This is a genomic window from Streptomyces sp. NPDC029169, assembly GCF_055563935.1.
Genome location: NZ_JBVHXA010000001.1, coordinates 463,609 through 488,298, shown reverse-complemented (window position 1 = coordinate 488,298; position 24,690 = coordinate 463,609). Strand labels below are relative to the sequence as shown.

The 24,690-nt window shown below is 72.1% G+C and carries 22 protein-coding genes and 3 pseudogenes; 17 read left to right on the top strand and 8 right to left on the bottom strand.

Annotated features, from left to right (window positions below; genetic code table 11):
* Positions 1-50: 50 nt before the first annotated feature.
* Positions 51-1,425: pseudogene (locus ACZ4VI_RS01995) on the top strand (IS1380 family transposase).
* A 253-nt stretch (positions 1,426-1,678) separates the two neighbouring features.
* On the opposite strand, the pseudogene tnpA reads toward ACZ4VI_RS01995, so the two are convergent.
* Positions 1,679-2,036, bottom strand: a pseudogene (gene tnpA, locus ACZ4VI_RS01990) (IS200/IS605 family transposase).
* Between the two features lie 14 nt (positions 2,037-2,050).
* Here tnpA and ACZ4VI_RS01985 point away from each other — a divergent pair.
* From ACZ4VI_RS01985 to ACZ4VI_RS01970, 4 genes and pseudogenes are all read left to right on the top strand, one after another.
* Positions 2,051-2,900 (top strand): annotated as a pseudogene (locus tag ACZ4VI_RS01985) (RNA-guided endonuclease InsQ/TnpB family protein); the annotation flags it as partial.
* A 203-nt stretch (positions 2,901-3,103) separates the two neighbouring features.
* The gene (locus ACZ4VI_RS01980) at positions 3,104-4,198 is read left to right on the top strand and encodes a LacI family DNA-binding transcriptional regulator (protein ID WP_467995729.1); all 1,095 of its coding nucleotides are present in this window, start codon (positions 3,104-3,106) and stop codon (positions 4,196-4,198) included.
* A gap of 69 nt (positions 4,199-4,267) precedes the next feature.
* Complete coding sequence (locus ACZ4VI_RS01975) at positions 4,268-5,167, top strand: SIS domain-containing protein (protein WP_467995727.1); 900 nt, start codon at positions 4,268-4,270, stop codon at positions 5,165-5,167.
* Positions 5,168-5,184: 17 nt separating this feature from the next.
* Complete coding sequence (locus ACZ4VI_RS01970; RefSeq protein ID WP_467995725.1) at positions 5,185-5,937, top strand: PIG-L deacetylase family protein; 753 nt, start codon at positions 5,185-5,187, stop codon at positions 5,935-5,937.
* A gap of 145 nt (positions 5,938-6,082) precedes the next feature.
* On the opposite strand, the gene ACZ4VI_RS01965 is transcribed toward ACZ4VI_RS01970, so the two are convergent.
* Both ACZ4VI_RS01965 and ACZ4VI_RS01960 read right to left on the bottom strand, forming a co-directional pair.
* Positions 6,083-6,862: a VOC family protein gene (locus ACZ4VI_RS01965; RefSeq protein WP_467995723.1), complete on the bottom strand. Its 780-nt coding sequence runs from the start codon at positions 6,860-6,862 to the stop codon at positions 6,083-6,085.
* A 209-nt stretch (positions 6,863-7,071) separates the two neighbouring features.
* Positions 7,072-8,034, bottom strand: coding sequence for an NAD(P)/FAD-dependent oxidoreductase (locus ACZ4VI_RS01960; RefSeq protein WP_467995721.1), 963 nt, complete (start codon positions 8,032-8,034; stop codon positions 7,072-7,074).
* 76 nt (positions 8,035-8,110) lie between these two features.
* Here ACZ4VI_RS01960 and ACZ4VI_RS01955 point away from each other — a divergent pair, with 76 nt between their 5' ends.
* From ACZ4VI_RS01955 to ACZ4VI_RS01925, 7 genes are all read left to right on the top strand, one after another.
* Positions 8,111-8,707, top strand: a complete 597-nt coding sequence (locus ACZ4VI_RS01955) for a helix-turn-helix domain-containing protein (protein WP_467995719.1) — start codon at positions 8,111-8,113, stop codon at positions 8,705-8,707.
* A gap of 154 nt (positions 8,708-8,861) precedes the next feature.
* On the top strand, positions 8,862-9,830 hold the full coding sequence (locus tag ACZ4VI_RS01950; protein WP_467995717.1) for an NADPH:quinone oxidoreductase family protein: 969 nt from the start codon (positions 8,862-8,864) through the stop codon (positions 9,828-9,830).
* Entirely contained in the window at positions 9,827-11,014 is a 1,188-nt protein-coding gene (locus tag ACZ4VI_RS01945; protein WP_467995715.1) for an acyl-CoA dehydrogenase family protein, read from the top strand. The genes ACZ4VI_RS01950 and ACZ4VI_RS01945 overlap by 4 nt, the downstream gene beginning before the upstream one ends.
* Positions 11,011-12,213 (top strand): acyl-CoA dehydrogenase family protein, encoded by a 1,203-nt coding sequence (locus tag ACZ4VI_RS01940; RefSeq protein ID WP_467995713.1) that lies wholly within the window; start codon positions 11,011-11,013, stop codon positions 12,211-12,213. The genes ACZ4VI_RS01945 and ACZ4VI_RS01940 overlap by 4 nt, the downstream gene beginning before the upstream one ends.
* Positions 12,214-13,025: 812 nt before the next feature.
* Complete coding sequence (locus ACZ4VI_RS01935; protein WP_467995711.1) at positions 13,026-13,865, top strand: phosphatidylinositol-specific phospholipase C/glycerophosphodiester phosphodiesterase family protein; 840 nt, start codon at positions 13,026-13,028, stop codon at positions 13,863-13,865.
* A 113-nt stretch (positions 13,866-13,978) separates the two neighbouring features.
* The gene (locus ACZ4VI_RS01930) at positions 13,979-14,173 is read left to right on the top strand and encodes a hypothetical protein (protein ID WP_352190023.1); all 195 of its coding nucleotides are present in this window, start codon (positions 13,979-13,981) and stop codon (positions 14,171-14,173) included.
* 125 nt (positions 14,174-14,298) lie between these two features.
* On the top strand, positions 14,299-15,882 hold the full coding sequence (locus ACZ4VI_RS01925) for a hypothetical protein (RefSeq protein WP_467995709.1): 1,584 nt from the start codon (positions 14,299-14,301) through the stop codon (positions 15,880-15,882).
* 61 nt (positions 15,883-15,943) lie between these two features.
* On the opposite strand, the gene ACZ4VI_RS01920 is transcribed toward ACZ4VI_RS01925, so the two are convergent.
* The gene (locus ACZ4VI_RS01920) at positions 15,944-16,744 is read right to left on the bottom strand and encodes a VOC family protein (RefSeq protein ID WP_467995707.1); all 801 of its coding nucleotides are present in this window, start codon (positions 16,742-16,744) and stop codon (positions 15,944-15,946) included.
* Between the two features lie 401 nt (positions 16,745-17,145).
* On the bottom strand, positions 17,146-17,529 hold the full coding sequence (locus ACZ4VI_RS01915) for a DUF779 domain-containing protein (protein WP_467995705.1): 384 nt from the start codon (positions 17,527-17,529) through the stop codon (positions 17,146-17,148).
* 139 nt (positions 17,530-17,668) lie between these two features.
* Between ACZ4VI_RS01915 and ACZ4VI_RS01910 the strand changes: the two genes are divergently transcribed.
* Entirely contained in the window at positions 17,669-18,748 is a 1,080-nt protein-coding gene (locus ACZ4VI_RS01910) for an NAD(P)H-dependent amine dehydrogenase family protein (protein ID WP_467995703.1), read from the top strand.
* Positions 18,745-19,230: a carboxymuconolactone decarboxylase family protein gene (locus ACZ4VI_RS01905; protein ID WP_467995701.1), complete on the top strand. Its 486-nt coding sequence runs from the start codon at positions 18,745-18,747 to the stop codon at positions 19,228-19,230. The genes ACZ4VI_RS01910 and ACZ4VI_RS01905 overlap by 4 nt, the downstream gene beginning before the upstream one ends.
* A 14-nt stretch (positions 19,231-19,244) precedes the next feature.
* Here the strand turns inward: ACZ4VI_RS01905 and ACZ4VI_RS01900 are convergent, their stop codons facing one another.
* The gene (locus ACZ4VI_RS01900) at positions 19,245-20,822 is read right to left on the bottom strand and encodes a GMC oxidoreductase (RefSeq protein ID WP_467995699.1); all 1,578 of its coding nucleotides are present in this window, start codon (positions 20,820-20,822) and stop codon (positions 19,245-19,247) included.
* A 159-nt stretch (positions 20,823-20,981) separates the two neighbouring features.
* Here ACZ4VI_RS01900 and ACZ4VI_RS01895 point away from each other — a divergent pair, with 159 nt between their 5' ends.
* Positions 20,982-21,578, top strand: a complete 597-nt coding sequence (locus ACZ4VI_RS01895; protein WP_467995698.1) for a DUF6197 family protein — start codon at positions 20,982-20,984, stop codon at positions 21,576-21,578.
* Between the two features lie 62 nt (positions 21,579-21,640).
* Here ACZ4VI_RS01895 and ACZ4VI_RS01890 read toward each other — a convergent pair whose 3' ends face one another.
* Positions 21,641-22,369 carry a VOC family protein gene (locus ACZ4VI_RS01890; protein WP_467995696.1) on the bottom strand — a complete coding sequence of 243 codons (729 nt, stop codon included), beginning with the start codon at positions 22,367-22,369 and terminating at the stop codon, positions 21,641-21,643.
* A gap of 178 nt (positions 22,370-22,547) precedes the next feature.
* Here ACZ4VI_RS01890 and ACZ4VI_RS01885 point away from each other — a divergent pair, with 178 nt between their 5' ends.
* Entirely contained in the window at positions 22,548-23,762 is a 1,215-nt protein-coding gene (locus ACZ4VI_RS01885) for an FUSC family protein (RefSeq protein ID WP_467995694.1), read from the top strand.
* Between the two features lie 21 nt (positions 23,763-23,783).
* Here ACZ4VI_RS01885 and ACZ4VI_RS01880 read toward each other — a convergent pair whose 3' ends face one another.
* The gene (locus ACZ4VI_RS01880) at positions 23,784-23,975 is read right to left on the bottom strand and encodes a hypothetical protein (RefSeq protein WP_362420788.1); all 192 of its coding nucleotides are present in this window, start codon (positions 23,973-23,975) and stop codon (positions 23,784-23,786) included.
* Positions 23,976-24,156: 181 nt separating this feature from the next.
* On the opposite strand from ACZ4VI_RS01880, the gene ACZ4VI_RS01875 reads away from it, so the two are divergent.
* Complete coding sequence (locus tag ACZ4VI_RS01875) at positions 24,157-24,435, top strand: hypothetical protein (protein ID WP_393485102.1); 279 nt, start codon at positions 24,157-24,159, stop codon at positions 24,433-24,435.
* Positions 24,436-24,690 lie beyond the last annotated feature (255 nt).

The following is a 24,690-nucleotide window of genomic DNA, read 5'->3' as shown; positions in this document are numbered from 1 at the left end:
TGAGGATTGCTGAGGTCCTTGTACCCGTGTAAGCCGGGGGAACTTTCCAGATGCAGAAGCGTATCGGGTCCTACCCGCGTGTCCGCGTCGAGGGCGGCGGCTGTTCAGTGGTCTCCCAGGCCGGGGCTGTGGTGCTGGTCGAGACGGCTCGCCAGGCCGGGCTGGACCAGGCGGTATCGACGGCGCTTGCGCCGTGGCGTCGTCCGAGGACGGTGCACGATCCGGGGAAGGTCCTGCTGGACGTGGCCCTCGCGGTCGCGCTGGGCGGGGACTGTCTCGCGGATGTCGGGGTGCTGCGGGCTGAGCCGACCGTGTTCGGGCCGGTGGCCTCCGAGCCGACCGTCTCCCGCCTCATCGACACCCTCGCCGCGGCCGGGCCGAAGGCCCTGTCCGCGATACGGGCCGCGCGGGCCGAAGCGCGCGAACGCGTTTGGAACGTGGCCAAGAATGCGGCCCCGAATGCCGCAGGGCAGGTGATCGTGGACCTGGACGGGGTGCTCGTGCCGGCCCACTCCGGGTAGCAGGACGCCACCGCGACCTGGAAGAAGACCTTCGGACACCATCCTCTGACGGGGTTCGTCGATCACGGAAGCGGCGGGAGTGGGGAGCCGGTGGCCGGCCTGCTCAGGCCGGGCAACGCGGTCAGCAACACCGGCACCGACCACATCACCACGGCCCACCCTCCCTGGCCCAACTACCGAAGAAGTACCGGCGTGGACGCCAGACGCTGATCCGTACCGACTCCGGAGGCGGCACTCACGAGGTTCGTCGCCTGGTTCGCCCAGCGCGGCCGGTGGCTGTCGTACTCGGTCGGCATGACCATCACCGACACCATCCACGAGGCCGTGCTCAAGGTCCCGCCCGCCGCGTGGACGGTGGCCGTCGAGCCGGGCGGCGAGATCCGCGACGGCGCCTGGGTCGCCGAACTCGCCGGAGACTGCCTGAAGGGCTGGCCGGTCGGGATGCGGCTGATCGTCCGCAAGGAACGGCCGCACCCCGGCGCGCAGTTGCGTTTCACCGACGCCGACGGCCTGCGGCTCACCGCGTTCGCCACCAACACCACCGGCACCGCGATCGCCGCACTCGAACTGCGGCACCGCCAGCGGGCACGGGCCGAGGACCGCATCCGTGCCGCCCGCGCTACCGGCCTGCGTAACCTGCCCCTGCACGACACCGCGCAGAACCGGATCTGGCTGGAGATCGTCCAGATCGCCCTCGACCTGCTGGCCTGGATGCCCATGCTCGCCCTGACTGGCGAAACCCGCAGGTGGGAGCCCCGCCGTCTCCGGCTCCGCCTCTTCTCCGCCGCAGCCCAGATCGTTACCACCGCCCGCCGCCGGCACCTGAGATTCGCACCACTGGCCCTGGACCGACGTGATCACCGACGCCATCGCACGGCTCGAAGCTCTCCCGAACCCCGGCTGACCAGCACGTTCCCGTCCCTGCGAGCAGCACCACCCGACCGGAGCCGTGGAACCCGGCGCCCACCCGACGCGACAGCCGGGCCATCAGCCTGGCCACCAACAGCCCGAACAGCCGAAACGGCCCACCGAAGAAACCGACGGACCGTCACGAAAGATCGAGGCTAACGAGGAACCCCGGGCGTTCACGCCGGGGAGGAATCGCTTCTCTTGACTGCTCTGACCCGCACGGTCGCACGGGGGTGGTACTGCTGACCTCAGCCGGGGCGCTTCTGGTTCTCGATGTACTCCTTGATGATCGACAGCGGGGCTCCTCCGCAAGAGGCGGCGAAGTAGGAGGGTGACCAGAAGTGTTGGGCCCCACAGGTACTTGCGGATGTGGCCCGGGAACTCCTGTCGGAGCCTGCGGGCGGAGACGCCCTTGAGTGAGCCGACCAGACGGGACAGGGCAACCTTCAGTGGATAGTGCACCAGCAGGTGCACGTGATCAGTCTCGCCGTTGAATTCGACCAGCTCGGTCTCGAAGTCCGCGCAGACAGAGCGCATGACCTCTTCGCAGCGGCGCAGGATCTCGTCGGTGAATGGTCCGCGCCGGTATTTTGGCGTGAAGACCAAGTGGGCGTGGAGGGCTGCGGAAGCACACCTACGCCGAGTTGAAGGCGCGGGGGCTGGGGGCGCAGGCGGCCCAGCACGTCATCAAGAAGACGCGTGATGCCTACGCCACGTTGAAGGCGAACATCCGCGCCGGGAACCTGGGCGAGCCGGGGTCGAAGCGCAGGGGCAAGGCGGAGCCGAAGCCGATCACGTTCCGGCCCCAGGCCGCGCAGCCGTATGACGACCGGTGCCTGTCCTGACAGTACGACGCCGGCACGGTGTCGATCTGGACAACTGCCGGACGGCTCAGAGGCGTTCGCTTCGCCTGCTCGCCGGACGCGCTCAAGATGCTCCGTGAGCACCGCAAGGCGAGTCCGACCTGATCGAACGCGACGGCGTGTTCTACCTGATCGCCGTCTGCGATGTCCCCGAGTCCGGGCAGTACGAGCCCAGTGGGTTCATCGGCGTCGACCTCGGGATCACCAACATCGCATCGTCTCCAAGACCATCGTCACCACCGCTGAACGCACCGGTTCCGGTATCGCCCTGGAAGACCTCACGGGCATCCGCAGCCGGGTACGGCTCCGCAAGGACCAGCGGACGTCTCTGCATTCGTGGAGCTTCCACCAGCTCGCCGCCTTCGTGGAGTACAAGACGAAGCGGGCTGGGGTGCCGCTGTTGTAGGTCGATCCGGCGTACACCAGCCAGCAATGCTGCGAGTGCGGTCACATCGACCGGCGCAACCGCCAGTCACAAGCGACGTTCGCCTGCCGGTCCTGCGGGGCCCTCATGCACGCGGACGACAACGCGTCCCACAACATCGGCCACAAGGGCGAGACCGTGTGGACTGCGGGGCGTGAGTCACGCGTCCCTGCCACCCCATAAGGGTGTCTGGACGGAGGAGCCCACCCAGCAGCCGGCTGGGCGCTACCTCCAAGCCCGGTCCTTTAGGGCCGGGTCAAGTTGACGGATAGGATTCGCCCCGCGAGCCGCGCAATCAGGCAGCAATCGAGGCGAGTTCGGAGGGGGCCGGGTTGGCACGGAGCGAGGTTCCGGCGGCCGGACGCGAGCTTAAGTTCCGGGCCCTGATGGCCGAGCTGCGGCGCGGCATCCTCGACGGCACCTGGCCCCCCGGCTCCAAGCTCCCCACCGAGCGGGCCCTCGCCACCGAGACCGGACTCTCGGTGACCACCGTCCGGCGCGCGTACGAGGACCTCGTCGCCCTCGGCCTCGTCGAACGCCGCCAGGGGGCCGGTACCTTCGCCGCGCAGCCGGCCGCCGACACCGGGGCGGCCGCCGCCGACCGCAGGATCGTCGGCGTCCTCGTCCCGGACACCTTCTTCTACTACCCCCGCGTCCTCCAGGGCATCGAGCGGGAACTCGCCGCGGCCGGCGCGCGACTGGTTCTCGCCTGCTCGCACTACGACCCCGACGAGGAGGACGCCGCTGTGCGGCGGCTGCTCTCCGCCGGCGTCCACGGACTGCTGCTCGTCCCCACCCTGCACACCGCCACCGACCCGGGCCGGCGCGCCGACGACCTCCTCGCGCTGCCGGTCCCCGCGGTGCTCGTCGAGCGCCGGCTCGCCGCGTACGGCCCCGGCGACCCCACCGAGCACGTCTGCACCGACCACGAGGGCGGCGCCTATGACGCCGTACGGCATCTGCGCGCCCTGGGCCATCGGCGGATCGCCCTCCTGGTCCGCTCCGACGCCCCCACCACCGTGCCCATCGAGTCCGGTTTCGCCCGGGCCGTCGCCGACCTCGGCCTCCCCGAGCCCCTCCACGTACGGGAGGGACGGGAGCGCTGGAACCCCGAACGGGCCGACCGCGCCGTCGCCGCCCTCCGCGCTGCCGGTGCCACCGCCGGGCTCTGCTTCGGCGACCGCGAGGCCACGCTCGTCCTCGCCGCGGCCCGCCGCGCGGGCCTGAGCGTGCCCCGCGACCTGGCCCTGATCAGCTACGACAACGAGTTCGCGGACGTCGCCGAGACCCCGCTGACCGCCGTATCGCCCCCCAAGTTCCAGGTCGGGCGGCTCGCCGCGCAGATCCTGCTGCGCCGGCTCGCCGACGGCGACGCCTCACCCCTGCACCAGGTACAGCTGCGGCCGAGGCTGGTCGTCCGGGCCTCCTGCGGCGCGAGCCCCGTCACGGCCGGACGCAAAAGTCCAAGAGATGCGTCCTGATTGCTCATGGTGCGCTCGTGGCACGGCGGATAGAAAGCGTCCGGAGCACATCGAGGAGAGGACCCGGACATGACCACCCACGTCAGTGCCGAGATCGCCGGCCAGCCCGACTGCTGGCGCCGTGCCGCCGACACCGCCGCCGACCACGCCGACCTGCTGCCCCGGCGCGGCGAGCGGATCGCGGTCGTCGGCTGCGGCACCTCCTACTTCATGGCACGCGCCTACGCCGCCCTGCGGGAATCCCTCGGCGCGGGCGAGACCGACGCCTTCCCGGCCTCCGACGAGACCCCGCTCGGCCGCGACTACGACCGGATCGTCGCCCTCACCCGCTCCGGTACGACGACAGAGGTCGTGACCCTGCTCGCGCGCGCCTCCGGCCGCATCCCGACCCTCGTCCTGACCAGTGCCCCGGACAGCCGGGCCGCCCACCTCGCGGACCGGGTGATCGACCTCGGCTTCGCCGGGGAACGCTCCGTCGTCCAGACCCGGTTCGCCACCACCGCTCTCCAACTGCTGCGCGCCGGGCTCGGGGTGGACCTCACCGCCTCGATCGCCGATGCCGAACTCGCCCTGTACGAACCTCTGCCGACGGCCTGGGAACGACGCGGCCAGTTCACCTTCCTGGGCACCGGCTGGACGGTCGGTCTCGCCGACGAGGCCGCGCACAAGCTCCGTGGAGTGGCCCGCGCCTGGGCGGAGTCGTACGCGGCGATGGAGTACCGCCACGGGCCCATCGTCATCAGCGACCGCTCCAGCCTCGTGTGCTGCCTCGGTCCCGAGCCGACCGGTCTCCGGGACGAAGTGGAGGCCACCGGTGCGCTGTTCGACGCCGACGCCGTCGACCCCGTGGCCGCCCTGGTGCGCGCCCAGCGGCTCGCCGTCACGCTCGCGGCACGGCGCGGGCTCAACCCGGACCGCCCCCGTCACGCGTCTCGCTCGGTGATCCTCTCCGGAGCGCTCCGGGTGTGACGCCGTATCCTGCGCCCATGACCGACACGAGCATCACGCCCCTCGACGACATGCCCGCCGACTGGCAGCGCGCGCTCGCCGTGGTCGCCCACCCGGACGACCTCGAGTACGGCTGCGCCGCCGCCATCGCGGGCTGGACGGACTCCGGCAAGGAGGTCGTCTACGTCCTGGCCACCCGCGGCGAGGCCGGCATCGACTCGCTCGACCCGGCCGCCTGCGGCCCGCTGCGCGAGCAGGAGCAGCGGGCGAGCGCGGAGATCGTCGGGGTGTCCACCGTGGAGTTCCTGGACCACCGGGACGGGGTGATCGAGTACGGACTCGGTCTGCGCCGCGACATCGCCGCGGCCATCCGCCGCCACCGCCCCGAACTCGTCCTCACCCTCAACCACCGCGACACCTGGGGCACGGGCGCGGGCGGTTTCTGGAACACCCCCGACCACGTGGCCGTCGGCCGCGCCACGCTCGACGCGGCGGGCGACGCGGGCAACCGCTGGATCTTCCCCGAACTGACCGAGCAGGGCATCGAGCCGTGGAACGGCGTCCGCTGGGTGGCGGTCGCCGGATCGAACACCCCCACCCACGCCGTCGACGCCACGCCCGGCGTCGAGCGCTCCGTCCAGTCGCTGCTCGCCCACCGCGCGTACATCGAGGCGCTGACGGACAAGGACCCCGAGGAGTACGTCCGTACCTTCCTGGCCGGGAACAACCAGCGCTACGCGGCCCGGTACGGGGACCGGCCGACCGTCGCCTTCGAACTGTTCTCCCGCTGACGGCGGACGGCCTTCCTCCGGCCGTGCCGATCCCCTTCCTGACGAGACGTCAGGAAGGGGATGCGGGTGATCGACACGCGGACCAGGGCCTGGCCGCCGCCATCGACCGCACGCCGGCGCCCACGCTTCGAGGGCGGCTGAGACGTCACATCTCCGGGGCGGGCTTGAGGACGGCGAAGGGCGCGCCGAAGGGGTCGGCCAGCCAGGCGATGCGGCCCACGTCGGGGATGTCCGCCGCCGGCATGATGACCGACCCGCCGTTCCCCTGCGCCCGGATCACGGCGTCGTCCGCGTCCGCGACGGCGAAGTACGGGATCCAGCGCGCGTGGTCCCCGCCCTCCTGGAGCTCGGCGACACCGCCGAAGGACGCGTCCTCCAGGTCCCCCTCGGCGGTGGACAGCACCCGGTAGGTCATGCCCGGCGTCTCCATCTCCTGCGAGCGCCAGCCGAACAGCTTTCCGTAGAAGTCCAGGGCGGCCTGCGGGTCGGGCACATGCAGCTCGGCCCAGCAGAGCGTGTTGTTCTCGGAGGCTTTCTCCAGACCCTTCGTCGCGGCCGGCTGCCAGACCGCGAAGTCCGCGCCCGCCGGGTCGGTCAGCTGGGCCATCCGCCCGGCGTCCATGACGTCCGTGGGCTCGACGCGCACGGTCCCGCCGGCGCTCTCGGCGGTCTTGGCCGTGGCGTCGGCGTCGGGCGTCTGGAAGTACAGCGTCCACGCGCTGCTCGCCCCCGCCTCGGTCAGCGGACCGAGCGCGGCGACCGTCTTCCCGTCCTGCTGGAAGAAGCCGTAGCCGCCGGCGTCCGGCCCGGCCGAGGTGTACTGCCAGCCGAAGACGGCGGTGTAGAACGCGGCGGCGACCGCCGTGTCGGGGCTGCCCAGGTCGACCCAGCTGGGCGATCCCTTGGTGAAGTCCGTACCGAGCATGTGGTGTGCCCTGCCTTTCCGAGTCTGGAGGTCGCGTCCGGCCACCCTCGCCGATCCTCGCCGCTCGCCGCCGTCCCCCGCAGCCGCAGCCGCCCGGGTTCATCCGCGTGGACCAGTGCGTCACCGAGGGGCGGGCAGGCCCGGCGGATCGTTCGCTTCGTTTCTCATGGCGCATCGACAGCGCGGCGGGAGCGAGAACTGAAGGACCGTCAGCCGGCGGCCGCGACCTTGCGGTCCAGATCCTCCGTGATCAGCTCCATGTTGATCGCCACACCGGCCCGGTAGCCCCCGCTCGCCGCGTTGATCACCTGCTCCTGCGCGCCGATCGCGTTCCCCGCCGCCCAGACGCCCGGCACGCTGGTCCGGCCCGTCTCGTCCACCGCGACGAACGAGCCGAGCGGCGTCTCGCGGGTCTCGGCGCCCAGCGCGGTGAGCAGGCCGTCCCGCGGTGTCATGCGCGGACCGACGAAGAGGACGTCGCGCGCCACGATCCGCCCGTCCGTCATCCGTACGCCGGTGAACCGGTCGTCCTCGACGACGAGCCCGGCCACCTCGCCCGTCACCACCTCGACTCCGGCCGCCGCCACCCGCGCGCGCTCCTCCTCGGAGAGCGGCCCGGCCGTGTGCGCGAAGAGGATCACGTCCTTGGACCACTGGGAGACGATCAGCGCCTGATGGGCGCCGAAGACGGGATGCGCGAGCACGCCGAAGGCCTGGTCGCGGACCTCCCAGCCGTGGCAGTACGGGCAGTGCAGCACCTCCCGCCCCCACCGCTCGGCGACCCCGTCGATCGCGGGGAGCTCGTCGACGAGCCCGGTGGTGACGACGAGCCGGCGCGCCTCGATCCGACGGCGGCCGTCGTCCACGGTCACGACGAACCCGCCGGAGCCGTCCCGTACCGCCGCCGTCACCCGGCCCGCCGTCCACTCCACTCCGTACGCGGCGATCTCGCGCCGCCCGACCTCCAGGAACTCCGCCGGGTTCATCCCGTCCCGGGAGAGGAAGCCCTGCATATGGGCGGCCGGGGCGTTGCGCGGCTCGCCCGCGTCGACCACCAGGGTGCGGCGCCGCGACCGGCCGAGGACCAGGGCCGCGCTCAGCCCCGCCGCGCCGCCGCCGACCACCACCACGTCGTACCGCTGACGTTCGCCTGTGCTCGTCTGTTCACTCATACCGGGAGCGTCACTCCCGAGGCCCCTGGCCGACAAACATTCTTGCTGTTTCGGCAAAGGGAGGCATGATGGAGGCATGACGGAACCAGAGACCGGGGACGACCGTATCGACGCCGTGCTGAACGAGGTCGGCCCACGGCTGCGCCGCATCCGGCGCGATCGCGGCGCGACCCTGGGAGACCTGTCCGCCTCCACCGGGATCTCCGTGAGCACGCTCTCCCGGCTGGAGTCCGGGCAGCGCAGGCCGAGCCTCGAGCTGCTGCTCCCCATCGCCCGCGCCCACCAGGTGCCGCTCGACGAGCTCGTCGGCGCGCCACCGGTCGGCGACCCCCGGGTCAGGGCCAAGCCGATCGTGCGGCACGGCCGGACGATGTACCCGCTCACCCGCCAGCCGGGCGGCCTCCAGGCGTACAAGGTGGTGCAGGAGAAGCCGTACGAGCAGCCGGACCCGCGCGTCCACGAGGGGTACGAATGGCTCTACGTCCTGTCCGGGAAGCTGCGGCTCGTCCTCGGTGAGCACGACGTGGTCCTCGGGGCGGGGGAGGCGGCCGAGTTCGACACGCGCGTACCGCACTGGTTCGGGCCCACGCCCGACGGGCCGGTGGAGTTCCTGAGCCTCTTCGGGCCGCAGGGCGAGCGGATGCACGTACGGGCCCGGCCGAAGCAGTCCTGACGGCGAGGGCGCTCCGGGCGTCCTGGTCGTCCTGGGCGCCCTGGGCGCCCCGGGCGTCGCAAGAAGTCCTCCGCGCATGGTTCCACCAGGCACAAGCGACCGCTTAGTATGCGACCGACCGCGCAGTACGGACGACGGCTGGTGGAGGACCACGATGCAGGCATGGCGAGTGCACGAGAACGGCGAGCCGGGCGAGGTGATGCAGCTCGACGAGGTGGAGACGCCCACGCCCGGCGAGGGGCAGCTCCTCCTCAGGGTGCGCGCCGCCAACGTCAACTTCCCGGACGCGCTGCTCTGCCGGGGCCAGTACCAGGTGCGGCCCCCGCTGCCCTTCACCCCCGGGGTGGAGATCTGCGGCGAGGCCGAGGACGGCCGGCGGGTCATCGCGACCCCCGCCCTGCCCTACGGCGGCTTCGCCGACTACGCGGTGGCGGACGCGGCGGCCGTACTCCCCGCCCCGGAGGCCCTCGACGACGCCGAAGCGGCTGCTCTCCACATCGGCTACCAGACCGGCTGGTTCGGTCTGCACCGCCGCGCCGCCCTCAAGGAGGGCGAGACGCTGCTCGTCCACGCCGCCGCTGGCGGCGTCGGCAGCGCCGCCGTCCAGCTCGGCAAGGCAGCCGGCGCCACCGTCATCGGTGTCGTCGGCGGGGCGGACAAGGTGGAGGTCGCCCGGGCGCTCGGCTGCGACGTCGTCGTCGACCGGCGCTCCGAGGACGTCATCGCCGCCGTCAAGGAGGCCACCGGCGGCCGGGGTGCCGATGTCATCTACGACCCCGTCGGCGGCGAGGCCTACGCGCAGTCCGCGAAGGTCGTCGCCTTCGAGGGCCGGATCGTCGTCGTCGGCTTCGCGAGCGGGGCCATCCCCTCGCCCGCTCTCAACCACGCCCTCGTCAAGAACTACTCGATCGTCGGCCTCCATTGGGGCCTCTACAACCTCAAGGACCCGGCGGCGATCCTGCGTTGCCACGAGACGCTCACCGAGTACGCCGCCAAGGGCCTGATCAGGCCGCTGGTGAGCGAGCGCGTCCCGTTCGCCGGCGCGGCCGACGCCGTGCAGCGCGTGAGCGAGGGCATCACCACCGGCCGTCTGGTCGTCCTCCCGGAAGGGGCCGGAGCATGACAGACGCGGCCGAACTCATCGACCGTACAAGGGCCTTGCTCGCCGAGCACCCGCCCGCGACCACCGACCGCACCGACTTCCTCCGGGCCCGCTTCGACGCCGGGCTCTCCTGGGTCCACTACCCCGTCGGCCTCGGCGGACTCGACGCCCCGCGCGCCGTCCAGGCCGTCGTCGACGCCGAACTCACCGCCGCCGGCGCCCCCGACAACGATCCCCGCCGGATCGGCATCGGCCTCGGCATGGCCGCGCCGACCCTCCTCGCGTACGGCTCTGAGGAGGTCAAGCAGCGCTTCCTCAGGCCGCTCTGGGTGGGCGAGGAGGTGTGGTGCCAGCTCTTCAGCGAGCCCGGCGCCGGCTCCGACCTCGCCGCGCTCGGCACTCGTGCCGTCCGCGACGAGGCCACCGGCGACTGGATCGTCAATGGGCAGAAGGTGTGGACGTCCAGCGCCCATGTCGCCCGCTGGGCCATCCTCATCGCCCGTACCGACCCCGATCTGCCCAAGCACCGCGGCATCACCTACTTCGTCTGCGACATGACCGACCCGGGCATCGAGGTGCGGCCGCTGCGCCAGATCACCGGCGAGGCCGAGTTCAACGAGGTCTTCCTCACCGACGTCCGCATCCCCGACGCCCACCGGCTCGGTGAGATCGGCGACGGCTGGCGGGTCGCCCAGACCACCCTGATGAACGAGCGGGTCTCCATCGGCGGCGCCCGCATCCCCCGCGAGGGCGGCATGATCGGCCCGATCGCCGCGACGTGGCGCGAACGGCCCGAGCTGCGTACCCATGACCTCCACCGGCGGCTGCTCGACCTGTGGGTCGACTCCGAGGTGGCCCGACTCACCGGGGAACGGCTGCGCCAGCAGCTCGTCGCCGGACAGCCGGGACCCGAGGGCAGCGCGATGAAGCTCGGCTTCGCCCGCCTGAACCAGGCCATCAGCGGCCTGGAGGTCGAACTCCTCGGCGAGGAGGGGCTGTTGTACGGGGACTGGACGATGCGCCGCCCCGAGCTCGTCGACTTCACCGGCCGCGACGCCGGGTACCGCTATCTGCGCTCCAAGGGCAACTCGATCGAGGGCGGTACGACCGAGGTCCTGCTCAACATCGTCGCCGAACGCGTCCTCGGCCTGCCCGCCGAGCCCCGCAACGACAAGGACGTCGCCTGGAAGGACCTCGCGCGATGACTGACCTCCTGTACTCCGAATCCGAGGACGACCTGCGGGCGGCCGTCCGCTCCCTGCTCACCGACCGGGCGGACCCGAGCGTCGTGCTCGGCCGCATCGAGAGCGGCGACCCGTACGTCCCCGGTCTCTGGAAGTCCCTGGCCGGCGAGATCGGCGCGGCCGGGCTGCTCGTCCCCGAGACGCTCGGCGGCCAGGGCGCGAGCCACCGCGAGGTTGCCGTGGTCCTGGAGGAGCTGGGCCGCGCGGTGACCCCGGCCCCGTACCTCACCAGCGCGGTGATCGCGACCGAGACCCTGCTCGCCCTGGACACGGAGAGCGCCCCGATCGCCGAGCTGCTGGCGAAGCTGGCTGCGGGCCGCACGATCGCGGTGCTCGCACTGCCCCTGTCCACGGCGCCGGGGGTGTCCACCGGGCCGGGCACGTCCACCGCCCCGGGCGCGTCCACGTCCGCGGCGCCGGGCGCGGCTGCGGCCCCGGATGCGTCTACGGCTCCGGGCGCGTCCACGATGCCGAACGCGTTCCCCTCTGCGCAGGCGCCCGCCTCCGGCACCGTGACCGGGGTCGCCGATGCCCTCGCCGCCGACGTCTTCCTCGTCCTGCGTGCGGACGGTCTGTACGCCGTCCCGGCCGGCGAGGTCACGGTCACGCCGCAGATCCCGCTCGACCTGACCCGGCCGCTCGCGGCGGTGACCACGGCCGCCGCCTCCGGCACGCGGCTCGCGGACGCCGGCACGGCCCGCGCGGCCGTCGAGCGCGGCCTGCTCGCGGGGGCGGGGCTGCTCGCTTCCGAGCAGCTCGGGCTCGCCGAGTGGTGTCTGGAGGAGACGGTTCGTCACACCCGCACCCGCTACCAGTTCAACCGGCCGGTCGGCTCCTTCCAGGCGCTCAAGCACCGCATGGCGCAGCTCTGGCTGGAGGTCGTGAACGCCCGTGCGGCGGCCCGGGCCGCGGCCGACGCGCTCGCCACGGGCAGCCCCGACACGCCGCTGACCGTGGCCGTCGCCCAGGCCTACTGCTCGAAGGTCGCCGTCCACGCGGCGGAGGAGTGCGTGCAGCTGCACGGCGGCATCGGCATGACCTGGGAGCACCCCGCGCACCTCGCGCTGAAGCGGGCCAAGTCCGATCAGATCGCCCTGGGTTCGGCGGGGCGGCACCAGGACGCGATCGCCGCACTGGTCGGTCTCCCGGCCCCCGCCTGACATCGAGGCAAGGGTCAAGAGGGGTACGGGCACGATGACCGCCCGATCCACACGCGGCGTGGCCGCCGTGTGAAGTCCCGACCGGCGCTCGCCTGGCAGTGACGCGGCGAGCGCCGGTCGGGCTGACGCGCGCTTTCACGCACCGTCAGGCCCGAACGGTCTTGGGGGGACTGGTCGTCCGCTCGCCGTCGCCGCTGCGCTCGCCGTCGTCGACGAGTTCGCCGCGACCCGGCGCACGTCCGCGCCCGCGGCTGGGCGGCACCTGCCCTCTCGGGCCACATCCGCCAAGCCGTCCCGGCTTGCCGTGCCCGTCGGCCCCGGCCGATCGCCCGTCCGCGCCGGGCCGCCCAGGCGCACCCGGCGGGCCAACCCTGGGCGACCGGGCAGCGTCGCCCGTCCGCGCCGATCCGCCCCAGGCGCGCCCGGTCGGCCAACCCCAGGTGACCGGGGGGCGTCGGTCCTCCGCGCTGGGCCGCCTCAGGGGCTCCCGGTCGGCCAACCCCGGGTGACCGGGGGGGCGTCGGTCGTTCGCGCCGGGCCGCCCCAGGTGAGCCCGGTCGGCCAGCCCCGGGCGGCCGGGCGGCGTCGGTCGTTCGCGCCGGGCCGCCCCAGGCGCACCCGGTCGGCCAGCCCCGGGCGGCCGGGCGGCGTCGGTCGTCCGCGCCGGGCCGCCCCAGGCGCACCCGGTCGGCCAACCCCGGGCGACCGGGCGGCGTCGGGTCGGCCAACTCTTGGATGGCGCCCGCCCGTTGAGTCGGCCGGCGCACATACTCGTGTGGGTCACTCGTCCCGACACCCCCGGGAGTTACCCCATGGCGCCCCTGACCCGTCGTACCGCCGTCGTCGCCCTCGCCGCCGGAGCCGCCGGGCTCGCGTTGCCCGGGGCCGCGCTCGCCCACGGCGTCCGGCCGTTGGCGCAGGCGCACGCGCACAACGACTACCTGCACGCGCGGCCCCTTCACGACGCCCTCGGACACGGGTTCACCAGTGTCGAGGCCGACATCTTCCTCGTCGACGGGGAGCTGCTCGTCGCCCACGAGCCCGCCGAGCTCGACCCGAGCCGCACCCTCGCCTCCCTCTACCTCGACCCCCTGTTCGCCCGCGTGCGCGCCAACCACGGTGCCGTGTACGCCGGTTATCGCCACCCCGTGCAGCTCCTCATCGACATCAAGGCCGACGGCGTCGCCGCGTACCGGGAACTCCACCGCCAACTCCGCCCGTACCGGCGGATGCTGTCCACCGTCACCGGCGGCCGCGTCCACCTCGGCGCCGTCACTCCCGTCATCTCCGGCGACCGCGCCGCCCGCGCCCCCATGGAGGCCCAGCGCGTCCGCCACGCCTTCTACGACGGCCGGCTCGACGACCTCGCGGCGCAGACGTCCGCGCCCGCCTCCTTCATCCCCCTCGTCAGCTCCAACTGGACCCACTCCTTCAGCTGGCGGGGCGAAGGCCCCTTCCCCGCCGCCGAGCGGGCCCGGCTGCGCTCCATCGTCGAGACCGCCCACGCCCGCGGCCAGCGGGTCCGCTTCTGGGCCACCCCTGACCAGCCTGGACCCGCCCGTGACGCCGTCTGGAGCGAGCTGCGCGCCGCCCGCGTCGACCACATCAACACCGACGACCTCGCCGGGCTCCGGGACTTCCTGAACAGCTGACGGCGAATCTCACCCGTTCGGCAGACATGCCGTACGGCCGGACGGCGCCCCCGCTGCGCCACACTGGCCGCCGAACGCCGCGATTCCGGCGCGGCGCAAGGAGGGTGTGGGCGATGGCCGTGTCCGTTTCAGTCGTACTTCTCCTGCTCGTCCTGGCGGTGATCTTCCTCCGCAACGGCGGCCTCAAGTTCTCCCACGCGCTGGTCTGCGCCCTGCTCGGCTTCTTCCTCGCGGGCACGAGCATGGCGCCGACCATCCAGAACGGGGTCGCCGCCACCGCCAACGTGGTCAGCAGCCTCAAGCCGTAACGTTTCACGGCCACATGCACGGCATGAAGTGGCCGTGAAACCAGCGGCGGTTCCATGTACAAGTCACGCGCTCTTCCCTACCGTCGGCCGCCGGCGCGACCGACGTACGCACCCGAGGAGCCGCATTGACCACCCCCCGCAGGCGAGCACGCGTGCTCGCCGCGCTCGCCGCGGTGAGCGCGACCGCCCTCGCGTTCGCCACCCCCGTCGCCCTCGCCGACGAGATACCCCTGGCCCCCGGCCACCGGCTCGTCGACCACTACGAGGGCGCTCCCGCGCCCGCCCGGCCCGTGCCGGGCGAGGCGCCCGCCCAGCATCCGTACCTCGCCCCCAACGGGCGCAGCGGTATGCACGCCGACGGCGCCGGCAGCGGCACCCACCCCTTCCCCGGGCCGCTCGGCAGGGCCCCCACGGTCGACAGCGAGAAGATGGCCGCGCTCGGCGGCGAGTGCGCCACCGTCACCTTCGACTCCGGCGGCCGGCTCCTCACCGTCTGCGGCACCTTCTCCGGCTTCCTTCTGAAGCTGCTCGACCCGCGCACCCTGGACACCCTCGCCGAGTACCGGCTGCCGCAGCGCTCCTCGACCGTCGAGGCCGTCACCCGGCTCGACTTCGAGAAGATCTTCAAGGACACCTCCGGCGGCGCCTACTTCTACCTCGACGACCGGGACCGCGTCGTCCTCGCCGACTCCCGCCAGCACGTCCTGCGCCTCGCACACCGTCAGAAACCCGACGGCGCCTGGGAGTTCGTCGTCGAGGACGACTGGGACCTCACCCCGCTCGTCCCGCACGACTGCGTCGGCTGGACCAACCTCTTCCCCAGCGGCGTCTGCGACCCCGTCACCTCCGTCATGCCCGACTGGGACGGCCGGATCTGGTGGGTGACCCGGCTCGGCCGCGTCGGCACCGTCGACCCGGCCACCGGCACCCTCCGCTCGATCAGGCTCGACGGCGAGGAGATCCAGAACTCGTTCTCCGTCGCCGCGGACGGTGTCTCCATCGTCTCCGACCATGCCCTCTACAGCTTCCGCGCCGACCCCGACGGCACCCCGCGGATCCAGTGGCGCCAGACCTACGACCGGGGGACCGGCACCAAACCCGGCTCGGTGAACCAGGGTTCGGGCACCACGCCCGACCTCTTCGGCGCGCGCGACGACTACGTCGCCATCACCGACAACGCCGACGACCGGATGAACGTCCTCGTCTACCGGCGCGGCACCGACGTCCCCGACGCCGACCGCCTGGTGTGCAAGGTCCCGGTCTTCGGCTCCGGCGCCTCCACCACCGACAACTCCCTGATCAGCTGGGGCGACAGCCTCGTCGTCGAGAACAACTACGGCTACGAGAACCCCACCACGCTGACCTTCGGCCGTAGCGTCGTCGGCGGCGCGACCCGGATCGACGTCCGGCCCGACGGCAGCGGCTGCGACACCGTCTGGGAGAGCGACGTCCGCTCACCCTCCACCGTCCCCAAGCTCTCCACCGCCAACGGCCTGCTCTACTTCTACGAGAAGCGGCCGAACCCGCTCGGCGTCGACGCCTGGTACCTGACGGCCGTCGACTTCCGTACCGGGAAGCGCGCCTGGCGGCGGTTCACCGGCACCGGCCCGGCGTACGACAACAACTGGGCGCCGATCACCCTCGGCCCCGACGGCACGGCGTACATCGGCGTGTTCAACGGGATCGTCGCGGTGCGCGACAGCAGCTGAGACACGACGGCACGACGGTGCCCGGGGCCGTGACAGCCCCGGGCACCGTCCCGCGTACCGCTCAGACCATCTCGGGCATCTCGCCCACCGTGGTCTTGACGTCGATCACCGCGAAGGCCGCGCCCTGCGGGTCGACGATCGCCGCGAACCGCCCGAAGGGACTGTCCATCGGCCCGAAGACCTTCTGGCCGCCGAGCTTCACGGCCTTGTCGACGGCCTGGTCGCAGTTGTCGACGGCGAAGTAGACCTGGATGTAGGACGGGACCTCGGCCGGGAAGTCCTCCGGCGTCATCTTCATCCGTCCCAGGACCGGCATCTCGCCGCCCAGGTCGAAGACCTTGTAGTCCATGTGCTCGTCGGCCATCTTCTTGGCGTTGTAGCCGAACACCGAGGTGAGGAAGTCGTCCGATTTCTTCGGCTCCCGGGTGAAGACCTCGGCCCACACGTAGGAGCCGGTCTCGCCCTCCAGCTCGAAGCCTTCGTGGCTGCCGGGCTGCCAGACGCCGAACAGGACTCCGGCCGGGTCCTGCGCCAGGCACATGGAGCCGAAGTCGCCGACGGCCAACGGCTCCATGACGATGGTGCCGCCGCTGCTCTTGATCTTCTCGGCCGTGGCGGCGACATCGGGCGAGGAGAAGTACAGACACCAGGCCGACTGCGGGGAGCCTTCCTGGCCGGGCATGGGCGGGACGACGGCCGCGACCGCCTTGCCGTCGCGGTACGCCTGGGTGTAGTTGCCGAATTCGGAGGACGACTCGCCGAAGGTCCAGCCCAGCACCTCGCCGTAGAAGGTCTTGGCGCCTTCCACGTCGGTGAACATCGCGTCGGCCCAGACAGGGGTGCCTTCACGTCGTGCGGCCATGACAGTGACTCTCTTCCGATCGATGGTGGTCTCGATGGTCGTTGCCGGGTCCCACGCTAGCCAGGGCGAGCGCGCCCCGCACGGTGACGGAACGTGTCCGTACGGGTCACCGGCGGGCGACGATCCCGACGCCGTCCCCGTGGGGTGGTTGCGTACGGTGACGACGGGACGTCCGGGTCCCGGGTGACCAGCGTCGACGTGCCGCCGGGCAGCGGCGCGCCGGGACACGGGAGCCCTCGGCGACCAGCCGGTGCCGTACGCCGACGGCCGCCGCGCGCCCTCCTCCCCGTCGGGGGCCTCCGGCAATCGGGCCCCGCCCGGGCGTGTCGGCCGATGCGACGGCCCTTCCGTCGCGCACCGTCACCTCGTACGTCTCCGAGGAACGATCCCCAGGCGTCCCGTCATGTCTCCCGAGCGGCAACCGGCGGGGAGTCGATCAGCCGGGAACGGATCAGGAAACGGACGCCTTCGGGGGCCTCCAGGGAGAACCCGCTGCCCCGACCCGGCACGACGTCCACGATCAGCCGGGTGTGACTCCACACCTCGTACTGCGCCTTGGACATCCAGAACGGGACCGGCTCCGCGACGCCGGTGACCTCCAGGGAGGCGAGCAGCACGTCCGAGCCGCCGGTGCGGAATTCTCCGTCCCGGTAGCACATCGGCGCGCTGCCGTCGCAGCAGCCGCCCGACTGGTGGAACATCAGCGGCCCGTGGAGCTCCCGCAGTCGGCGCAGCAGCTCGGCGGCTGCGGGGGTCAGTTCCACGCGCTCCTCGGATCGGTCCATCCAACGGCCCCTTCCCGGTCGGTCGGCGTCCCCAGCCAACACGGCGCGAGGTTGCGAGAGGGTTGCGGCGCCCGCGAGGGCGGTATCGGGTCCGTTCACGACTCTAGGAACTGACGGTTCGTCAGGTTACTCTCCCCGCATGATTCCGACCGTCGTCTGGGGCACCGGAAACGTCGGCCGCGCGGCCATACGGGCCGTCGACGCCCACCCCGCGCTCGCCCTCGCCGCCGTCCTCGTCCACGACCCCGCCAAGGTCGGCCGCGACGCGGGCGCGCTCGCCGGACTCGACCGCCCCCTCGGGGTGGCGGCGACCGACGACACCGCCGCCGTGCTCGCCGCCCGCCCCCGGGCGGTCGTGTACGCCGCCTCCGGCGACATCCGGCCCGACGAGGCGCTCGCCGACGTCGTCAGGGCCGTCGGCTGCGGCGCGGTCGTCGTGACACCCGCGCTGTACCCGCTGTACGACCAGCGCGGCGCCCCGCCCGAGTTCCGGGACCCGGTGCTCGCCGCCGTCGCCGAAGGCGGCGGCTCGCTGTTCGTCTCCGGCGTCGACCCCGGCTGGGGCAACGACGTCCTGCCCCTGCTGATCAGCGGCCTCGGCACCACCGTGGACGTCGTCCGCTGCCAGGAGATCTTCGACTACTCGACGTACGAGCAGGAGGACTCGGTCCGCCATCTCGTCGGCATGGGGCACCCCATGGAGTACGAACCGCTGATGCTCGCCCCGTCCGTCCCGACCATGGTGTGGGGCGGCCAGATCCGGCTCATGGCGCGGGCCCTCGGCGTCGAACTCGACGAGATCCGCGAGACCCTGGAGCGGCGCCCCCTCGACACCACCGTGACCACGCGCACGATGGGCGTCTTCGAGGCCGGCACCCAGGGCGCCGTACGGTTCGAGGTCCAGGGCATCGTCGGCGGCGAACCCCGCATCGTCATCGAGCACGTCACCCGAATCCACCCCTCTGCCGCCCCCGACTGGCCCACCCCGCCCGACGGCGCGGGCGCCCACCGGGTCGTCATCGAGGGCCGCCCGCGCATCGAGGTCACGGTCGAGGCCACCGACGAGGGCGAGAACCGCTCCGCGGGCGGCAACGCCACGGCCGTCGGCCGGCTCGTGAACGCCGTCGACTGGCTCGTGGACGCGAAGCCGGGCCTCTACGACGCGCTCGACGTCCCGCTGCGCCCCGCGGTGGGCAGACTGGGAAGGAAGAGGCCATGAGGATCGACGTCCCCGAGGACAGGCACCCGATCGAGTACGTATGGGGCGAGATCGTCCCCGAGATCGGGACGGCCGCCGCGAACTTCTCCCTCTCCGTCTACGCCCATACGACCCTGGGGCTGCGGGAGTTCGAGGCCGCGCGGCTGCGTATCGCGCAGATCAACGGCTGTCTGTTCTGCCTCGACTGGCGGACCGACCGCGACGGCGAGAAGGTCGAGGAGTCGTTCGCCGACGCCGTCACCCAGTGGCGTACCACCGATGCGTTCGACGACCGCACGCGGCTGGCCGCGGAGTACGCCGAGCGGTACGCCCTGGATCATCACGGTCTCGACGAGGACGAGGACTTCTGGGCTCGTGTGACCGCTCACTACAGCCAGCCCGAGATCGTGGAGCTGACGATGAGCATCGGCTCCTGGTTGTCGTTCGGGCGGCTCAACCGGGTGCTTGGTCTCGATGCGGCGTGTGTGCTGCCCACACAGTGACCTGCACGATGACCTCAGAGGTCGGTGGCGATGATCTTCTCGATGTTCCGTTCGGCGAGCGCGGTGATCGTGACGAACGGGTTGACGCTGGTGTTCCCCGGGATCAGCGCGCCGTCGATCACGTAGAGGCCCGGATGGCCGTGGAGGCGCCCGTAGTTGTCGGTGGCCCGGCCGAGCACCGCGCCGCCGAGCGGGTGGTACGTGAGGTGGTCGCCCCAGATCTTGTACGCGCCGAACAGGTCCGTGCGGTAGATCGTCCCCTCCTTGGCGTTGATCTTGTCGAAGATGGTCCTGGCAGCGTCGATGGACGGCTGCTTCCAGGCGGTCTGCCAGTTCAGCTCGACCCGGCCGGCCGTGGGGTTCCAGGAGAACTCGGCGCGGTGCGGGTTCCTCGTGATCGACAGGTAGAACGAGGCGTACGTCTCGATGCCGGTGGGCAGCGGCGCCACCTCGGCGAACGCGCCGCCCGCCGCCCAGTTGTCGATGCCGGCCGTGGGCATGGAGGCCTGGAGCTTGCCCGTCGCGTCCCACATGTGGTTGGCGCGCCCGCACATGACGTTGCCGTTGTCGCCCCAGCCCTTGCCGATCTCGCCGTTGAGACCGGGCAGCGCGCCGTTGGCCTTGAGCCTGGTCAGCAGCTTGCTCGTGCCGACGCTGCCGGCCGCGAAGAACACCCGGTCCGCGAGGACCGTCTCGGTGGACGTCGTGTTCCCCTCGGTGTCGAGCCGGTCGACCTCGACCGTGTAGCCGACGCCGGCCGCGGGGGACACGGACGTCACCCTGTGCAGCGGTGAGACGGTGACCCGTCCCGTCGCCCGGGCCTGCGCGAGATAGGTCTTCTGCAGCGTCTTCTTGCCGTGGTTGTTGCCGTAGAGGACCTCGCCGGCCAGCGCCGAGGTGGGTACGGCGCCGGCCGCCTCCTGCTTCATGTACTCCCAGTCGTAGACGTTGGGCACGAAGACGAACGGGAAGCCGGAGCGCTCGGCGTGCTTGCGGCCGACGCGGGCGTACTGGTAGCAGGCGGCGCTCTCCCACCAGGCCGGGTCGACGTGGGTGACCCCCAGGCCGGCGTTGGCACGGGGGTAGTAGACGGCGTACATCTCGTCGGCGTTCACGGACGGGAGGATCGCGCCGAAGTTCTCCCGGCGCGGGGTGACGGCCATGCCGCCGTTGACCAGGGAGCCGCCTCCGACGCCCCGGCCCTGGTAGACGGTGATGCCGCCGAACTCCTCGGCGTCCAGGATCCCGGTGTGCCGGGGGACGTCCTTGTCGAGCGGGAAGCCGAGGAACTGGCTGAGGGGCTGCTTGGTGCGGGTGCGCAGCCAGAAGGACCGGTAGTCGGGGGTGGTGGTGTTGGCGAAGATCTTTCCGTCGGGCCCGGGGGTGTCCCAGGCCATGCCCATCTCGACCATGCGTACGTCCACACCCGCCTGGGCGAGCCGGAGCGCGGCGACGGAGCCGCCGTAGCCCGTGCCGATCACCAGAGCGGGGATGCGGGACTGCGTGGCTGAGGCGTAGGCATGCGCGGGGAGTGCCAGAGTGCCGAGAATAGAACCTGTTGCCGTGATGAATCCACGGCGGTTAACAGCCATGAGAGCCCTCACTGTCGGTGGAAGGGGAACGAGTTCTACTGCCGCCCGCATGGGAAGTCACGGCATACCAATTGGTAACTTTTGGCTGGATCGCTCAAGAATGCTCGGAACAAAGCCGACATTCTGCTGAGTGAAAGATCCGCCGAGTCCGGAGCGCGCATGTCCCTGCCGACCCTCGCCCCCGACACCCTCGACCGCGCCGGGGCGCAGCTCTACGACACCGCCGCCTGGCAGGAGATCGTCCGGCACTGGGGCACCCCGGACGGGCCTCCACCCGCCGCCGAGGACTGGCGCCGGCTGCTCTCCGTCCCTGTCGATCAGCTCGTCGCCACCGCCCTCGCCGGGCTCACCCCGCCCCCGCCCGCCGAGCGACCGCTCCCCGGCCGGCTCGGCGCCGTCCTGCCCGACCGGCTGCACGCGTGGCGCCGCATCGGACAGCCCGACGTACGCCCCTCCACCCACCTCGCCCACGCCCGCCGCGTCCTCGTCGAATGGGGCTGGCAGAACAAGCCGTACCGCCTCCGCGACACCCGGGGAGCCCGCTGCCTCTGCGGCGCCCTCCTCACCGCGCACCGCCTCGGCTACGGCAGCGCCGACACCATGAACCGTTCCGCCGCCTGGATCGTCACCGAACTGCGCGCCCAGGGCTGGACCGGCCTCATCGGCCCCTGGAACCGCGCCCCGGGACGTGACCGGGACCAGGCCCTGGCCCTCGTCGACGCCACGATCCGGCGCGCCGCGCACGCGGGGGAGTGACCCCGGGGGCTCCGCCCCGGCTCCCCGGGCTGCGCCCCGGCCCCGCGACGGAGCGCCGGGGGTCACTCCACGCTGTCGGCCACCGTGAAGAGCCCGCCGTCGGGATCACGCAGCATGACCTGGCGGCCGTTGCCCGCGGGCACGACCGGCGAGGCCGTCGAACCGCCGAGCCGCAGGGCCGCCTCGACCGCCTCGTCGACATCGGGCACGCGGAAGTGCACATGCCAGCGCGGCCGGATATGGGGGTCGGGGGCGTCCTCCACCGCGCCCCCGCGGAGCCGCGCCACGGTGACACCCGCGTGGCTCAGGACGACATGGTCGTCCTCGTAACTCACCTGGCAGCAGCCGGGCCGCTCACCCGCCCAGTCGAGCACCTCGGCGTAGAAGATCGCCGCGTCGAAGGCGTTCCGGGTCCGCAGCTCCAGCCAGGCCGGGGCGCCACCCTTGCCGACACTCCAGTTGGGGATGTGCTCGCCCTCCCAGATCCCGAAGACAGCCCCCTCCCGGTCCGAGGCGAGCGCCGCGCGCCCCGTCCCGAACCGCAGCGGCCCCACGGCCACCGTGGCGCTGCGCTCCCGGATGCGCGCCGCGGTCTCGTCGGCGTCGTCGACGGCGAAGTACGGGGTCCAGGCGACGGCCACCGCGAGGCGCGGCGCCAGCGCGCCGATCCCGGCGAGCGGGGCCCCGTCACGGATCGCCACGGAGAACTCCTCGCCCAACCGGGTGGCCCGGAACTCCCAGCCGAAGACACCCCCGTAGAAGGCTTCGGCGGCGCGCAGATCGCGGGCCATGAGACTGACCCAACAGGGGGCGCCGGACACCGCATGGCTCGAGGTCGACACAACCTTCATCCATCCGTCGGGACGCGTGATCGCTCTTCATCCCACCGTACCCCCGGCGAGATCGCCATTCCGGCGGGCCGTCCCAGTACGGCGTGCGAAGAGTCCGCCGGTGCGAAAGCCTGACAGGGTGAGCGACGTGCGCGCTGCGCTACGACGAACGGTCGCCGACCTGCCGTCGCTGCGCCGGGACCCGGTGGTCGTGCAGACCGTCCGGTCCACCGCCGCGGCCACGATCTCCTACGTCGTCGCGCTCCAGCTGAGCAGCGAACCCGCACCCCTCACCGCCCCGCTCACGGCCCTGCTCGTCGTCCAGGTCACCCTCTACTCCACGCTCACCACCGGCATCCGCCGGGTCAACTCGGTGGTCGTCGGCGTCGTCATCGCCATCGGGTTCAGCGCCCTCGTCGGTCTCACCTGGTGGAGCCTCGGGCTGATCATCCTGGCCTCGCTGGTGGTGGGCCATTTCGTGCGCGTGGACGAGTTCGTGCCCGAGGTCGCGATCAGCGCGATGCTCGTCCTCGGCGTCACCCAGGTCACCGACACGGCTTGGGACCGCGTCCTCGAAACCCTCATCGGGGCGATCGTGGGGCTGCTGTTCAACACGGTCCTCGCCCCGCCGGTCTGGGTCGGCTCGGCGGGGGAGTCCATCGAGGGCCTGTCGCGGCGCATGCGCCGGCTCATGCTGGGAATCGGCGAGGAGCTCACCACCCCCACCCCCGTCGAACACGCCGCCGCCCGCCTGCACGAAGCCCGCCGGCTCGACAACGACGTGGCCGACGTCGACGCGGCGCTGCGCCAGGCCGAGGACAGCCTCCGGCTCAACCCCCGGATCAAGGAGGAGGAAGGCGTCCTGCACCGCATCGTGCTGCGCACCGGGCTCGACACCCTGGAGATCTGCGCCGTCGTGCTCCGTGTCCTGGCCCGGACGCTCACCGACCTCGCCAAGGAGCGCAAGGGCGGGGAGCTCTTCCCCAGGGACGTCGCGATCGCCCTCGAAGACCTCCTGGCGCGTGTCGCCGACACGATCGTGAGCTTCGCCGTCCTCGTCTCCACCCATGTCAGCTCGGACGCCGAGGCGGCGGAGGAACGGCTCGCCGGCGAGCTCCGCGCGGCCCGCGCGGTCCGTGACCACGCGGCGGACCTGCTGCTCCACGCCGTCCAGCGCGACCCCCGGCACTGGCAGCTGTACGGAGCGCTGCTCGCGGAGATCGACCGGATCCTCGACGAACTGGACCTCGACCACCGCGGCCGCCGCCTGATGGAAGAACTCGACCGCCACTCGCGCGAACGCGCCGAGCGACGGCCGAGACTGTCGGCGCTCCGGGACCGACTGGGAGTGTGAGGGGTACCGGAAATCCGGCTGTCACCGCCGGTCGTTCATCAGCTCCTGGAACGAACTCATACAAGGGGTGCAGTGACGGTCGGTCCTCTCCCGCTCCTCCAGCGGCTCCTCGTGGAGCGACTGCCCGCACAGGGCGGTCGCGGTACCGATGGCGGCCACGTGCCAGACGAAGACCCCGTCGCGGGGTGCTATGCCGACGTGCATTTCGTACATGGTCGTCTCCATGCTCGGCGGACGCTTGCCCCTCCAGTGCACCCGACGGAGGGGCGGTTGCACGCCTGGAGGGCGGCTGTTCGGGTGACGGGGCCCGCGCCCCCGGCCGGGCCGCCCGGGGTCCGGATGGCTACGCTGGAGCAGGGGGGTGTGGACGGCGACCGGTCGGAGGCGACATCCCATGAGACGACGCCACCATTTCCACATCGACCACGCGGGCCACTCGGTCAGCGTCACGGTCCAGACCGGCCACAAGGCCGTCGTGGAGGTCCTCGTCGACGGCAAGGAGACGGGGTACGCCACGACCGGCGCCGACCGCCCGGTGACCGTGCACATCGAGCTGCCGACCGACCCCCCGACACCGGCGACGGTACGCGCCGCCGCAGGCCCCGGCATACCGCGCTGCGTCCTCGAGGTGCCGGGCGCCGAGCCGCAGGTCATGTCACCGCGGCTCTACTGAGATCGCGTCCCGAGGGGCAGGCGCCGCAGCCGCGCGCCGCCCCTCGTGACGAACCTGCCCAACAGGGCGGAAACCCTCCCAAGCTGAGGCTCCGTCAGGTCAACACTGTGTAACGCCAACAGGCTTGTCGGACAGAAGGCTTTCTTCCGCATACGGTCCTCTGGGATCTTGCGTCCACCCCACACATCACAGGGCCCGGCCGACGCCACCCGCGTCACCGGGCCATCGGAGGACGCATTGTTTTCCCACATATCC

Excerpts from the sequence above, each read along its gene's own strand:
- ACZ4VI_RS01930 (WP_352190023.1), top strand. The coding sequence starts at position 13,979 with ATGGCCGTGTCCGTTTCAGTCGTACTTCTCCTGCTCGTCCTGGCGGTG.
- ACZ4VI_RS01975 (WP_467995727.1), top strand. The coding sequence starts at position 4,268 with ATGACCACCCACGTCAGTGCCGAGATCGCCGGCCAGCCCGACTGCTGG.
- ACZ4VI_RS01940 (WP_467995713.1), top strand. The coding sequence starts at position 11,011 with ATGACTGACCTCCTGTACTCCGAATCCGAGGACGACCTGCGGGCGGCC.
- ACZ4VI_RS01890 (WP_467995696.1), bottom strand. The coding sequence starts at position 22,369 with ATGGCCCGCGATCTGCGCGCCGCCGAAGCCTTCTACGGGGGTGTCTTC.
- ACZ4VI_RS01965 (WP_467995723.1), bottom strand. The coding sequence starts at position 6,862 with ATGCTCGGTACGGACTTCACCAAGGGATCGCCCAGCTGGGTCGACCTG.
- ACZ4VI_RS01935 (WP_467995711.1), top strand. The coding sequence starts at position 13,026 with ATGGCGCCCCTGACCCGTCGTACCGCCGTCGTCGCCCTCGCCGCCGGA.
- ACZ4VI_RS01910 (WP_467995703.1), top strand. The coding sequence starts at position 17,669 with ATGATTCCGACCGTCGTCTGGGGCACCGGAAACGTCGGCCGCGCGGCC.
- ACZ4VI_RS01960 (WP_467995721.1), bottom strand. The coding sequence starts at position 8,034 with ATGAGTGAACAGACGAGCACAGGCGAACGTCAGCGGTACGACGTGGTG.
- ACZ4VI_RS01900 (WP_467995699.1), bottom strand. The coding sequence starts at position 20,822 with ATGGCTGTTAACCGCCGTGGATTCATCACGGCAACAGGTTCTATTCTC.
- ACZ4VI_RS01955 (WP_467995719.1), top strand. The coding sequence starts at position 8,111 with ATGACGGAACCAGAGACCGGGGACGACCGTATCGACGCCGTGCTGAAC.
- ACZ4VI_RS01895 (WP_467995698.1), top strand. The coding sequence starts at position 20,982 with ATGTCCCTGCCGACCCTCGCCCCCGACACCCTCGACCGCGCCGGGGCG.
- ACZ4VI_RS01920 (WP_467995707.1), bottom strand. The coding sequence starts at position 16,744 with ATGGCCGCACGACGTGAAGGCACCCCTGTCTGGGCCGACGCGATGTTC.
- ACZ4VI_RS01950 (WP_467995717.1), top strand. The coding sequence starts at position 8,862 with ATGCAGGCATGGCGAGTGCACGAGAACGGCGAGCCGGGCGAGGTGATG.
- ACZ4VI_RS01905 (WP_467995701.1), top strand. The coding sequence starts at position 18,745 with ATGAGGATCGACGTCCCCGAGGACAGGCACCCGATCGAGTACGTATGG.
- ACZ4VI_RS01915 (WP_467995705.1), bottom strand. The coding sequence starts at position 17,529 with ATGGACCGATCCGAGGAGCGCGTGGAACTGACCCCCGCAGCCGCCGAG.
- ACZ4VI_RS01970 (WP_467995725.1), top strand. The coding sequence starts at position 5,185 with ATGACCGACACGAGCATCACGCCCCTCGACGACATGCCCGCCGACTGG.
- ACZ4VI_RS01945 (WP_467995715.1), top strand. The coding sequence starts at position 9,827 with ATGACAGACGCGGCCGAACTCATCGACCGTACAAGGGCCTTGCTCGCC.
- ACZ4VI_RS01880 (WP_362420788.1), bottom strand. The coding sequence starts at position 23,975 with ATGTACGAAATGCACGTCGGCATAGCACCCCGCGACGGGGTCTTCGTC.
- ACZ4VI_RS01875 (WP_393485102.1), top strand. The coding sequence starts at position 24,157 with ATGAGACGACGCCACCATTTCCACATCGACCACGCGGGCCACTCGGTC.
- ACZ4VI_RS01980 (WP_467995729.1), top strand. The coding sequence starts at position 3,104 with ATGGCCGAGCTGCGGCGCGGCATCCTCGACGGCACCTGGCCCCCCGGC.